Below are 13,614 nucleotides of genomic sequence, written 5' to 3'. Positions count from 1 at the left end.
TTGCTTCCACAAAGAATCAGTGAAGCACGTAACACGGTAAATATATTAAATCATCTGATTTGTTTAATATTCCTTTCTTCTTTTATGGGTAAATAGTGATATATTCGTAATTGTCTACGCAAGAAAGCTCACTCTTTGCTGAGGACTGATATGTTTGACTAATAAAGAACGATGCTTTGCCTAAATAGCGGTCGGTATGACGCGAACGGTACACGGTAAGTCTGTGGATGCACCACAGCACGTCGCGCAATCATCTGTCGGCCTGCGATTCATGCACACGCGGGCATCGCATATTTCCCGATGAAGTGTTAGGGAAAAGGAGAAAGATGATGAGTATCCGATCAAGGTTCCGCAACATTGCGGCAGTGGCCGTAACGGCGGCCACCCTACTGGCTCTGGGGGTTCCGGCCAGTGCATATGCGGCTGATGGCGGCGAGTCCGCTTCCGCGCCCGTCGCCTTTTCGGACGACAACAAGGTGGCCATCGCCATTACCGGCACAAGCGCGGCGGTCAAAAACCACGTGTTCAAGGCTGTGCGCATCGGTGACTATGCCAGTGCCGACGGCGTTGCCTCCACCGGCACACTCAACCATGTGGCGGTCACTACCGAACCGACGCTCGTGTACGCCGCCCAAGCGGCAAGTGACGGCATTGATGCCGATGCAAGCTATGACGACAATCCGGTGGGAGCAGTGGCTGCCACATGGCTCGGTTTTGCGGCGCCCGGCAGCGAGGACACCATTTCGAACAGTGGCACGGACAAAGACGCGTGGGGCAAAGACTGTACGCAAGCCAGCGATGGCGAGGAGTGCGAGACCGGTGGCCTGCGCCGGTTCGTCACGCGGCTGATTCGGCAGCGGGACTTCAAGGCCGCCATCAAGGACACCGCCGCAGCGCCCGTGACGTTCACCGACGCCGGTGCCAACAGCACCGCCACGATCGCGGGTCTGGCTCCCGGCATCTACGTGGTGGAAGACACCACGGGGACGCAGCCCGACGAGACCCATACCAACTCGATTCCGATGCTGGTGAGCACAGGCATCACCTCCACTGCAGGGGTGAGCTACGGGAACATCAATGGGCAGCCCCTGGGCACCATCAATATGAAGAACGACGCAAAGCCCACCATCACCAAACAGCTGGACACCTCCAAACACAACGATGCCTCCATCGGCGGCACACTGCACTATGTCATCACAACCCAGGTGCCGCTGACCACCGGTTTCAGCGAGTACATCTTCGCCATCACCGATACGCCCAAGCAGCCCGGCCTGACCTACAACAGCGATGACACCACGGTGACCATCGGCGGCAAGGTCATGCAGGAGGGAATCGACTATCAAATCGATTTCGACGGTGCCGCCAATGACGGCAAGGGATATGTCACCTTCAACCTCTCGTATGGCATTTGCACCAAGGTATGGCACGATCCGATCAAGATCGAGTACAGCATGACCGTCAACGATCAGGCTCAGCCCGGTGCGCTGCAGAACGGCGTCACGCTGGCCTTCAGCAATGACAGCGCCCATCAGTCCAGCGGCACTGGCGAAATCGACGGCGAGACCGGTCAGATTAACACGGATCCAGTCAGCGAGAACGGTTCCTTTGAGACCGTCACCAACGACCCGAGTTCGACCCCCACTGCCTACTACCGCTCGTTCACCTTAGTCAACAAGGACAAGGCTACGGAAACGCCGATTCCCGGTGGCCCGCAGGGCGCCACGTTCCAAGTGAGCTCCAAGGGCGGCAAGCTCATCAGGTTCCGGCAGCTGGCTCCGGGCTCCTACCGGAAGGTCGTCGATCAGTCGGATGACAGCGGGGATGGCGAAACCTCCACCACCGTCAACCTGCAGGCTAACAGTCAGGGACAGCTCACGGTAGACGGACTGGGTGAGCAGGCCTATGATGTGGCGCAGACCGAAGTTCCGGCCGGGTACGCCGCATCGTTCAAGCCATCCTTCGAGGTCACGCTGTCCGGCAACGGCGCTGACGGGCAGGTGTCCAACACCGGCGACATATGGGGGCTGGTCGAGGCGCATCGGGTACCGGTGGCTGCCGACACCGCCATCGTGGTGCACAACGTCACCGCTGTGTCCCAGCTGCCGTTGACCGGTGGTGCCGGTGTGGCGCTCGCGGTTGCGGTCGCAGTGCTGCTGCTGATGGTCGCAGTGTCGCTCATGATGTTCAAGCGTCGTCAGGAGGCTGCGGCGGGGATACGCTGATGGCGCGACGCTTGGCTTTGATGTAGGCCTCTTTAATTGGCTGAAACAGTACAGGCTCCGTTCTGCAATCGCGGAACGGAGCCTGTAGTGTATGTGCTGGTATCAACTAGTTACTAATAACTGTCAGCTGTCAATGACGATTAGTGCAACAGCCGTCGGTGCAGCCACAATGCCAATCCCAAGAATGCAAGCGCGATGGCCGCTCCTGCAATGGCGAGGCCGAGAGCTGTGGTATTCGCTCCGGTAATCGGCAATCTGCTGAGGGGAGGTGCTGCGTAGGTGAACTGTTGGATGATCGGGGGTTGCGCGTCGCCGTTGGACCAACTTATGGTCATGTCGGTGGTGCCGCCGTGATAGGCCGGCGTGGTGACCTGCCATACCTGCTTGGCGTTGTTCCAGGCCAGGCCGACGCCTGGCTTGGCGGTGCTGCCGGTGCCGAACGTGACCGCGGTGACGGTGACGAGCGGCAGACTGACGGTGACGGGCGTGCTGCTGCTGTCGGTGGTGCCGTTGCCCAGCTGGCCGTTCCCGTTGTACCCGAAGGCATGGGTGGTGCCTTCGTCGTCGATGTAATAGGAGGCACAATCGTTGATATCTATGTCTACGGCCTTTACCGGCTGTCCCAGACTGTCGTCGACTGCGGTGGGTGTGCTGTTGGGCCGGGTGGTGCCGTTGCCCAGCTGCCCGTACTGGTTGTTGGAACCCCAGGAATACAGAGTACCGTCGGCACTGCGGGCAAGGGCGAATCCTCGGTTGGCTTTGACGGTGGTGAAGGAGGCTCCTCCGGCCTGGACCCGCACCGGAGTGGGCTGGTCAACGGTGGTGCCGTCGCCCAGGGCACCGTTGCTGGAGAAGGTGTTGCCGCTTGCGGTGGTAGTGCCGCTGTTCTTGCCCCAAGCCCATACGGTGCCGTCGCTTGCTATGGCGAAAGCGTCGTTGTAACCTGCGCTGATGGACGTGAAGGTCATCCCCGATGGTGTGTTGACTTTGGTGGGGATGAGGGCAGTGCCTGTGTATTGACCGTTGCCGAGCTGCCCGTTGGTATTCGATCCCCACGAATAGATGAGGCCGTCGTCACCCAGTCCCAAGGCGAAGTTGCCGCCGGCGCTCACCTGGGTGAACCGGACGCCGGAGGGTTGAACGACTCTGACGGGGGCTGACCGGTTGATGGTGGTGCCGTCGCCCAAGGTGCCCACGCCGCCGGCTTCATCGCTTCTTGAGGCTTGGTTGTTGTTATTGCCCCAAGCCCATGTGGCGCCGTCCGAGCTGATGGCGAGCGAATACTCGTTGTTGCAGTACGTAGGGTCGCTGATGGAGACGGTGTTGAAGTGCACTCCGGCCGGTGTGGTGACTTTGCTCGGGGTGCTGAGGTTTCCGGAAGCTCCTGAGATGCCGGTGATGCCGCCTTCGGCGTAACCCCAGCTGTAGAGGTTGCCGTCGGAGGCTTTGGCTGTGGCGCTGCATGCTCCGGCAGCAAGTTTGGTGAAGGTGGTGCCTGCTGGCGTCTTGGTGGGCGTGGGAAGTATGCTCCCGTTGGAGTCGACTTTACCGTTGCCGAGTTGGCCGAGGTGGTTGAGACCCCACCCGTAGGTTTTCCCGGTGGTGCTCCGCACCAATGAGTAGTACCCGCTGGAGCTGATTTGCAGGAACTTGCTGTTATGCGGCGGGGTGATGCCGACTCGCGTGCCGCCGCTGGCCGGGCCTCGCGTCGGGTCGGCGCTGAATGCACCCCACATGGCGGTGATGGTGATGTTCCCGGTGACGGGTTTGTTGAAGTCGTAGGGGGTGGTGCCGTCCAGGGTCCAACCGTTGAACAGGGCGTTCTCTTTGGTGGGAGTGGTGCTCGGCCATGTGGGGGTGCTGCCCTTGAGGACCTGTTGGCTGGCTGGTGGTGCGCTGCCGCCTGCGGTGTTGAATGTGACCGTATATGACGGTGTGAACGTGTAGGTGTAGGGGATGGTGACCGCGGGCTGCGGCACGTCGGCATTGGTCCAGTTGACCGTCATGGACACGGTGCCTGCCGGGTGTTTCGGGCTGTGGACGATCCAATGGCCGTCGGCCTCATGGAAGCCGAGGTCGATTCCTGCGGTGGTATCGAAGGTGACGGAGGTGACCTTTGCGTTGATGGAGTTGATCCTGAGCGGGACATTGCTGTTGGTAGTGTTCGAGGTACCGAGCTGACCGTAGCCGTTGCTGCCCCAAGCGTATAGCTCACCGTTGGTGGCGAGGGCGAGCGTATGCATGTTGCCGCCTGCCATGATGCCGGTGACGCTGAGGCTCCTTTGGACTCGCTGCGGCACGCTGCTGTTGTCGTTGGTGCCAATGCCCAGCTGCCCGGAGGTGTTGTATCCCCATGCGTAGAGGGTGCCGTCCTTGGTTCTGGCCATGGAGTGGTTGCCTCCGGCGGCGATGTCGGTGATGGTGGCTGCTCCCGGGATGGTGACCTCGACCGGCGAGTTCTGGTTGGCGGTGGTGCCGTTGCCCACTTGACCTATGGTGTTGTATCCCCACGCGTAGATGCGCCCGGTCGAGGTGAGGAGAAGATTGTGATAGTTGCCGGCTGCGATGGACTTGATGCTGGGGTTGCCGGGGATGGTGATGGGTTTGGGGCTGTTGTTGCCGTGGACGGTGCCGTTGCCGAGTTGTCCGTAGGTGTTGTCTCCCCATGTCAGGACGTTCCCGGTGTCGGTGAGGGCGAGGTTGTGGTAGAAGCCGGCTGCGATGGACTTGATGGTCTGCTTGCCGGGGATGGCGACTGCTTTGGGTCTGCTCTGAACGGCGAGGCTGGTGGTGCCGTTGCCCAATTGGCCGTAGTCGTTGTCTCCCCATGTGTACAGGGTGCCGTCGTTCGTCAGCGCCATGGACATATAGCCTTTGGCGCTGACGGCCTTGAAGGTGAGACCTGCGGGGGTGATGTCGGTGGGTCTGGTGCTGTTGCTGGTGGTGCCATTGCCCAGTTCGCCATGGGAGTTCGATCCCCACGCATAGATGTGCCCGGTGTCGGTGAGGGCGAGACTGTGGTAGAAGCCGGCTGCGATGGACTTGATGGTCGGGTTGCTTGGGATGGAGATGGGTGTGGGCGTGGTCTGATTGGCGCTGCCAGAGGTGCCGTTTCCTAGTTGCCCGTAGTTGTTGCCGCCCCACGTGTAGAGGCGGTTGTTGGCGGTGAGCGCTATGGAATGTATGGCGCCGGTGGCGAGCTGTGTGATGGTGCCGCTGATATGCGGCGTGAGGTTGATTCTGGTGCCGCCTTGGTCCGGGCCGGAGGTGTTGTCAGCGGTGAAGGCGGGTTGATCGTCGTCTTGCGCGTGTGGGGCGGGTGAAGGGTCGGTGGTGCCGTTGCTGTCGTTGTCGGCATGGCCGATTTTGGTGGAGGCGTCGATGTTGGCATCGATTGGGTCGTCGCTGCCAAGGGTGGCGTCGGTCTTGTCGTTGTGGTCTGTTGTGCTGTCCTTGCCGGTGCCATCGGTGGGTTTGCTGCCGCCAGCGGTGAGTGTGGATTCGGGCTGCGTGCCGAGTGCTGGCTGGTTGGGGGAGGTGCTGTTCTGCGGCGATGAGGGCAGGGGCTGACCGGAGGTGGTGTTGGTGGAGTCGGCATTGCCGGAGCCGTGCGTGGAAGGCATTGCGCTCTTAGTACTGTTTGACGTTGCGCTCGGTGAGGCGAGATGCGTTTCGGTGGCGTCCGCGCTGGGGGCTGTGACGGTCAGGATGGCGGTGCATATGGCCGCGGTGAAGAAGGCGGTTGCATGTGAAGAGCGGCGTGTATGCTTCGGAGAGGATGAACGATTATCGGTACTGTGTCTCATGTGCGGTTTCTGTATGGTCTTTTTCTGGTATGGAGATTTTCAACCACAGTGTCTAGTGCTTGCCAATCTTGTGTCTAGTTTCTGCGTATAGAGGCAATATAAGAGTAGTGCATAAACGTCAGATAAGATGCATTCTTCTTCGCAATAAGTGCATAGTGCGCTATTCTGTCTAAATAAATTTGCAAACAATGATGGGTGTCACAGTCAAGTGGTTTTTATTTAGTCATCCTGAAAAAGATGTTCTAATTTGCTGACTTGCAGATGTGCGGCATATAACGTTAGGTATTTCGCGCAGTGCGATATGCCCTGCGCACATTAGACTGAGCGGCATGGGCAAGAAGCATAGGGACAGAAACTGGGCGCCGCTGCCGCCGCCGCTGCCGCAGGGTGTCACGGTAGTGGACAATCACACGCATGTGGCGTCGGTGCCTCCGTTTGCAGAGGAACTCAGCCGTCAGGCCGTGGAACGCGGGCAGGGCGAGGTGACGGTGCCTACGGTGGACGAGCTGCTCGACCAAGCCGCGTCCGTGGGGGTGGAGGGCGTCATCGATGTGGGTTGCGAGCTGCCGAACCTGGGCACCGCCGTGCGCATGGCACTCGACCATCCCGGCCGGGTCCACGCCGCCTTGGCCATCCATCCCAACGAATCCGTGCTGCATGGGCACCGCGGTGCCGCCGGGCCCGACGGGCTGCCGGTGACGTACCGGCCGTGGCATGAGACCAGTTTTGACGACGCACTGGCCGAAGTTGAACGCCTGGCTCGCGCCCACCCACGCGAGGTGGTGGCCATAGGCGAGACCGGCATGGATCTGTTCCGCACAGGTGAGGCTGCCAAGGAACTGCAGCGCGAAGCGTTCCGTGCGCACATTGCTCTGGCCAAGGAACTCGACCTGCCCATGCAGATTCATGACCGTGACGCCCATGCCGAGGTCATTGAGACCTTACTGGCCGACGGCGCACCCGAGCGCACCGTGTTCCACAGCTACTCGGGAGACACCGCCATGGCGCAGGTGGCGCGGGAGCACGGATGGTACCTGAGCTTTTCCGGTACGTCCGGGTTCAAAGGCAACGGTGAGATCGCGGCATCGGCGGCCGTGGTGGGACTTGACCACATCATGGTGGAGACCGATGCCCCCTACCTCACGCCCATGCCCTACCGCGGGCGACCCAATGCCCCCTACATGATTCCCTACACGCTCCAGGCCTTGGCCGATGCGCTGGACATGCCGTTGGTGCAGGTGGCGCAGGCCACGCGCGACACCACACGTGCGGTGTATGGAGTGTAGCCTACGGACGGGCGCATGTCTGTCAATGTATTCGTGCTGCGCATGCGCCATGTTTTGTGCGGGAATCTGTCTGTGATGTGGGCGGCTGCGACTGCATGGTGACCGCGTATTTGGTGTTCTGCGGTGAATGGGTCTACACTGGCGCTTTGGTTTGAAGTTTACATGCCCGGGCACGGGCGCTAGGGAACACGACGCGGAACAGGGTTCCGCTGTGGAGGCAAGCATGGCTGGGTCAGGGAAAGCGGAACCATCATCAACCGGAGGGCAGGCGGCTCGCAAAACACAAGGTGGCGCCAACAAGGCGATGTCTGAGACCGAGGCCGAGGTTCGAGCCGCGAAGGCGGAGAAAGAGGCGCTGTTGCGCGCCGACACCTTTACCAACGCTCCCAAAGTCTCCCGGTCCACACTCACGCTCGAGGAGCGTGAGGAGCTCGACAAGCAGGAGAAGGCCGAACAGGAAGAGGCGCAGAAACTCTCCAAGGCCGCGCGCACGCCCATCAGCCGGTGGTGGCGGCGCGTGCAGTCAGGACCAGACAAGGTGAGTGCCGGCATGGCCATCGTGGCTCTTGGCGTGGTGTATGGCGACATCGGCACCTCGCCCCTGTACACGGCACAGACCTTCCTTGCTGGGCAGGGCGGCTTGGGCAACATCGACCGGCAGGCTGTGCTGGGGCTGCTCAGTCTGGTATTCTGGTCCATCACGCTCATCACCACCGTCAAATACGTGTTTGTGGCCATGCGCATCGACAACAAGGGTGAGGGTGGCATCTTCGCGCTCTTCTCGCTCATACGCCACTACGGTAAGTGGCTTGTCATCCCGGCCATGCTCGGTGGTGCAGCCTTCCTGGCGGATTCCGTGCTCACCCCTGCGGTCTCCATTTCCTCTGCGGTCGAAGGTCTGAAGACCATACCCGTCCTCGAGCCGATGTTCAGGGAGAACGGCAGCCTTTCCCTGATGATTACCGTCGTCATCATCGTCATCCTCTTCGCGGTGCAGTCGCGCGGCACCGAACGCATCGGCAAGGTCTTCGGTTCGGTCACCCTCGTCTGGTTCACCTTCCTGGCCCTCACGGGCATCGCGAACCTGCACGGTGACTGGAGCGTATTCCAGGCCATCAACCCCGTCTATGGCATCCGCTTCCTCTTCAGTGGCAACAACGTGGCCGGGATTACGCTGATGGGCACCGTCTTCCTGTCCACCACCGGCGCCGAAGCGCTCTACTCCGACATGGGGCATGTGGGTCGAGGCAACATCTACTTCACATGGCCGTTCATCTTCGTGGCGCTCGTGTTCAATTACTTCGGGCAGGGTGCGTGGATGTTGCGCAACCAAGGCAACCCGGCGCTCGTGAACATGGCGGGAGGGGTGAACCCGTTCTTCCAGATGATGGGGCCGGGACTGCGCCCCGTCGCGGTCATACTGTCCGTGGCGGCCGGTGTCATCGCCTCTCAGGCACTCATCACCGGTGCCTTCACCATGGTCTCCGAGGCCACGCGCCTGAACTGGATGCCGCACCTGCAAGTGCACTATCCCGCGCGTACCCGCGGTCAGCTCTATATCCCGGCCGTCAACCTGGTGCTGTGCGTGGCCACGCTGACGGTGCTCGCCATCTTCAAGGATTCCGAACATATCTCGGCGGCCTACGGTCTGGCGCTCACCATCACCATGATTACCACCACGGTGCTGCTCACCGTCTATCTGTGGTACTCGCGCCACAAGCTTTCCGCGGTCGTCTTCTTCGTCGTCTTCATTGCCATACAGACTATGTTCTTCGTGGCGTCCATGGCCAAATTCCTGCGCGGCGGCTGGTTCACCATGCTGCTCACCGCCATGATTCTGCTCATCATGATCACCTGGAACGACGGCACGAAGATCGAGCGCAGCCAACGCCGGCACATGAAGCAGCGGGACTTCGAGCCGGTGCTGCACAAGCTGCATGACGACTTCCGCATTCCCTATTTTGCCGACAATCTCGTCTACCTCACCTCCGATCCGGACATGCGCCGGCTCGACACCGACATCTTCTTCTCGATCTTCGCCGACCACCCCAAGCGGGCGCGCGCCTGGTGGGCGGTCTCCGTGCAGACCACGGACGAACCGTTCACCCGCGAATATTCGGTTGAGAACTTCGGTACGGATTACATTTTCCGTGTGCGCATTCGCCTCGGGTTCAAGGTGTCCCAGTCCATCCCCGCCTATATTCACCAGGTGATGCATGACTTGTCGGCCACCGGTGAGTTGCCGCAGCAGAAGTCCGTTTATCCCAAGGTCGATGCCGATCCCGACATTGGCACCGTGCGCTACGTGCTGCTGCATAAGGCGCTTATGCCTGAGTCGAAAATCAGTGCGCGTGAGGCGTTCTCCCTCAAGGCCAAATATACGATTCGCCATGTGGCCGGGTCTCCAGTCAAGTGGTTTGGTTTGGCGCCGTACAACCCGGTTATCGAAACGCAGCCGCTTTTCGTCTCCACCCGTCGTCCGCCTCGTTTGAAGCGGCGCGGTCTTAGGCAGCGTCCTGCGTCGGAGGACTGAGTGTAGCCGGGCTGGTCTGGGGACAGTGTCGGGATACCTGGCCGGCACGTGCGAGCTTGTAGCCGTGCATAGGAGATGGTGCGGTTTCCCGTGGGTGGCGAGTTTCGGCTATGCCGTGCTTGTGCTTGTGCTTGTGCTTGTGCTTGTGCTTGTGACTGCGTGCGCACAAATGGTATGTGCGTTTGCTTGACGGTTCGCACATCAGTGTTGTGTTTTCTGTTCGAATCGCTTCTGAAGGCGCTACGTAGCCTTATACTGGAGGTGAATCTGACTCCTAGGAACACGAGGAAGCATGACAACTATTCTGGTCACCGGTGGCGCTGGTTACATCGGCACGCATACCGACATCGAACTGCTGAACAAAGGGTACGACGTGGTGAGCGTCGACAACTACGGCAATTCCTCTCCCGAAGCGCTTGAACGCGTCGAGACGATTACCGGCAAGAGTGTGAAACGCTACGACGGTGATGTGCGCGACGAAGCGCTCATGAATCGCATCTTTGACGAGAACCCCATTGACTGGGTGATTCATTTTGCCGGGCTCAAGGCTGTGGGCGAGTCCGTAGCCAAGCCGATTGAGTATTATGACAACAACCTCAACAGTACATTGGTGCTCCTCAAGGTGATGAAGGCACACGATGTCAAGAAGATCATCTTCTCCTCGTCCGCCACCGTGTACGGCGATCCGGAAGAGCTGCCGCTTACCGAGGACAGCCGTACCGGAGGCACCACCAATCCTTACGGCACCTCAAAGTATTTCCAGGAGCAGATGCTGCGCGACGTGGTCGTCTCGGACCCGAGTTGGACCGTGGTGCTGCTGCGTTACTTCAACCCGGTCGGTGCCCACGAATCCGGGCTGCTCGGTGAAGATCCCAAGGGCATTCCCGCCAACCTCACCCCCTACATCGCCAAGGTGGCGCTCGGCGAGCTGAAGGAAGTGCAGGTGTACGGCACCGATTACGATACTCCGGACGGCACTGGCGTGCGTGACTATATTCACGTGGTTGACCTGGCCAAGGGGCATGTGGCGGTTATCGATCACATCGATGATTCCGGTGTGTTTGTCTATAATCTGGGCACCGGCCACGGGTATTCCGTGCTTGAGGTCATCAAGGCCTACGAAAAGGCAGCCGGCCACACGATTCCTTACGCGCTGAAGCCTCGCCGTCCTGGCGACATCGACGCTTGCTACGCCGATGCGTCCAAGGCTGAGCGCGACTTGGGCTGGAAGGCAGAGCTTGGCATCGACGATATGGCTCAGTCCTCGCTCAATTGGCAGACCAAGAACCCCAACGGATTCCGCAAGTCCTGAATCTGAGGTCTTGAGTTTGAAGTTCTGAATCTGAAGGGCTAAGCCCAAGATCATGAGTCTGAGGTCTTGAACCTGCTGTTGTGCCACTTCTCTCATGGGTGTCGCCGCTACGCGTATGTAGCGGCGACACCCATTTTCGTACTCTGCTCTTATACGGCAGCTTCCCGTAGAGCTGTTGTGGTGTGATAAGGGAGAAGTTGGTTGCTTGGTAGCCAACTCATTCGGCATGAGCTGCTGGGGTGCGTCTAAGAGACTGAGGATGGAGACAGCAGAAGACGGATACGGCAGAGGATGGTGGCCGGTGGGCTACACAATCTTCCTGCTGGCAGCCCACCGTGTGAGTTCCGACCGATTGGAGAGCTGGAGTTTGCGCAGTACCGAACTCATGTGGGTCTCGACGGTTTTGGTGGTAATGAACAGTTCGGCGGCTGTTTCCTTGTAGGTGTATCCGCGTGCGATGAGCCGCATCACGTCCTGCTCGCGGGCGGAGAGTCTGTCGAGCTCTTCGTCCTGTTGCGCGGGACTGGTGCCTTGGAATGTTGACAGTACGAATCCGGCAAGCTTGGGGGAGAAGACCGCATACCCTAGGGCAACCTGTTCGATGGAGCTGACCAGATTGGCTGTGTCGATCGTTTTGGTCACGTATCCGCGTGCACCTGCTCGGATTACGGCACCCACGTCCTGCGGGGCATCAGAGACTGAAAGCGCCAGGAATTCGGACTTTGGAGCAAGAGGCTTTGAACGGGTGAGGATTTCTGCTCCGCCGCCATCGTTCCCGCCGGGGACGTGCACGTCTAGTAGTACCACGTCGGGTTGGGTGGCCGAGATCATATTGACGGATCCGTCCACATCCGCAGCTTGACCGACGACGGTGAAGTGCGGTTGCAGAGAGGCGAGGATGCCTGCCCGGAACATGGCATGGTCGTCTACTACCGCGATGCGAATGTGCTCGTTTGCGCAATCGTTGCTTACCGAATCGCTATCTGCCGGAGCGTCATTCATAGGGCTGTTATCGCTCTGTCTGCTGTTCATCACATCCCGCTTTCCGTGGTATTGGTTGATACGTTGACATGTTCGGCATGCGGTTGTGGTGTCTTGCGTTCCGAGGCGATTGGCATGTGCATGCGGACTTCGGTTCCCCAATCGTTCTTCGAGACGATATCCACCGTGCCACCGCGCCGTTTGACGCGACCTACGATGGATTCTCTGATGCCCAGCCGGTCCGGGGGCACCGCAGCAGTGTCGAACCCGTCTCCGTGGTCTCTTACAAAGACATCCACAAAGGTTTTCCCGGCTTCACAATACACGGATATCGGTTCTTTGCCATGCTGAACGGCATTGAGCAAAGCCTGTCCCGTAGCTCCCAGCAGTGCATCGGTTTGTGCGGAAGGCTGCGCATCGCCAACGGTGATCACTTCGATGGGTTTGCTATGCTCATCCTCGATGCGTGCAGCTATTTCCTTGATGCCGGCATTCACCGAGCGCTCCGGTGCGGCCCGCTCCTGGTAGAGCCACTCTCTTAGATCCCGCTCCTGGCCGCGAGCCAAAGTGAATACGGTCTGTGGTTCATCATGATGCAATTGAATGAGTGCGAGTGTCTGCAAAACGCCATCATGAATGTGGGCGGTGATGTCTGCACGCTCCTCCTCACGTTCCTTGAGCGCACGTTGCACACCGAGGTCGTGGATAAGCCTGTTGAACCATGGAATGGTGGCTACACCTGCAAAAGCCAACAACACCAATCCGGATGCAATCGTTTTCAACGGGTTGCGCAACATTGAAGAGTTGGCAAGAATAAAGAGAGCATACGCTGCAATGATGAGCAGCAAGCTCAGCAGCATGGAGCGGAACTGGCCTTCATCCTCGCCGCCGAATCGGAACCAACCCACTGCGATGCCGCAGATTGCGATAAGTGCTGGCAGTATGGTGCGTGTTGGCAGAGGACTGAGCGCCATCACTGATGCCAGCATAATCGCAGCCAATCCGGTGAATGCGAACAAGGCCGGCTTGGATGCTCGCTCAATGGCGGCGCTGAACCCCTCCTTTGCATGCGAGTCCGAATCTGATGACGTGTGGATCGTCGGTGAGTCAGACGGCCCATAAGCAGACCCGTTCACGTGTGTATTTGTCTGTGTTTGGGCCTTCTGGCCACGGCCGGCGGTGCGGTCGGTTGGTTCCAGCGGCACAAAAATCCACAAGAACATATATGCCACCAGACCGGCTCCGAACAGGAAAGTGGTAAGGATGAAACAGATACGGATCAACCTTACAGAGATGCCTAAGTGCACGCTCAATCCGCGGCAGACACCGCACAAGATACGGTGTCGGCGCGCTCGCAGCAGCGGTGGCCGCTGGTGCTGCTCTGGTGCGTTGGGCATATGGTTCATACATATATTGTGCATGCTGATGATGATTTCAACATGGGATTTTGCAAAATTCAGGGTAAACTCAGGGT

Annotated in this window: 7 protein-coding genes; 4 read left to right on the top strand and 3 right to left on the bottom strand. The window is 59.5% G+C overall.

The window, feature by feature from the left end; all coding sequences use genetic code 11:
- Positions 1 to 326 precede the first annotated feature (326 nt).
- Positions 327 to 2,222: an isopeptide-forming domain-containing fimbrial protein gene (locus ACSYSO_RS06720; RefSeq protein WP_489800005.1), complete on the top strand. Its 1,896-nt coding sequence runs from the start codon at positions 327 to 329 to the stop codon at positions 2,220 to 2,222.
- Between the two features lie 140 nt (positions 2,223 to 2,362).
- On the opposite strand, the gene ACSYSO_RS06715 is transcribed toward ACSYSO_RS06720, so the two are convergent.
- The gene (locus ACSYSO_RS06715) at positions 2,363 to 6,028 is read right to left on the bottom strand and encodes an RCC1 domain-containing protein (protein ID WP_489760333.1); all 3,666 of its coding nucleotides are present in this window, start codon (positions 6,026 to 6,028) and stop codon (positions 2,363 to 2,365) included.
- Between the two features lie 329 nt (positions 6,029 to 6,357).
- Here ACSYSO_RS06715 and ACSYSO_RS06710 point away from each other — a divergent pair, with 329 nt between their 5' ends.
- The 3 genes from ACSYSO_RS06710 (at position 6,358) to galE (ending at position 11,159) form a co-directional block, all read left to right on the top strand.
- On the top strand, positions 6,358 to 7,314 hold the full coding sequence (locus ACSYSO_RS06710; protein ID WP_489760332.1) for a TatD family hydrolase: 957 nt from the start codon (positions 6,358 to 6,360) through the stop codon (positions 7,312 to 7,314).
- Positions 7,315 to 7,618: 304 nt separating this feature from the next.
- Entirely contained in the window at positions 7,619 to 9,847 is a 2,229-nt protein-coding gene (locus ACSYSO_RS06705; RefSeq protein WP_489760354.1) for a KUP/HAK/KT family potassium transporter, read from the top strand.
- Between the two features lie 292 nt (positions 9,848 to 10,139).
- Positions 10,140 to 11,159 carry a UDP-glucose 4-epimerase GalE gene (gene galE, locus ACSYSO_RS06700; protein WP_489760331.1) on the top strand — a complete coding sequence of 340 codons (1,020 nt, stop codon included), beginning with the start codon at positions 10,140 to 10,142 and terminating at the stop codon, positions 11,157 to 11,159.
- Positions 11,160 to 11,465: 306 nt separating this feature from the next.
- Here the strand turns inward: galE and ACSYSO_RS06695 are convergent, their stop codons facing one another.
- Positions 11,466 to 12,161: a LuxR C-terminal-related transcriptional regulator gene (locus ACSYSO_RS06695; protein WP_489760353.1), complete on the bottom strand. Its 696-nt coding sequence runs from the start codon at positions 12,159 to 12,161 to the stop codon at positions 11,466 to 11,468.
- 29 nt (positions 12,162 to 12,190) lie between these two features.
- Positions 12,191 to 13,537, bottom strand: a complete 1,347-nt coding sequence (locus tag ACSYSO_RS06690) for an ATP-binding protein (RefSeq protein WP_489760352.1) — start codon at positions 13,535 to 13,537, stop codon at positions 12,191 to 12,193.
- Positions 13,538 to 13,614: the final 77 nt, after the last annotated feature.

Source organism: Bifidobacterium sp. ESL1130 (assembly GCF_058507935.1).
The sequence above is the reverse complement of the archived record's forward strand: the minus strand, read 5'-3'. Positions and strand labels throughout refer to the sequence as shown.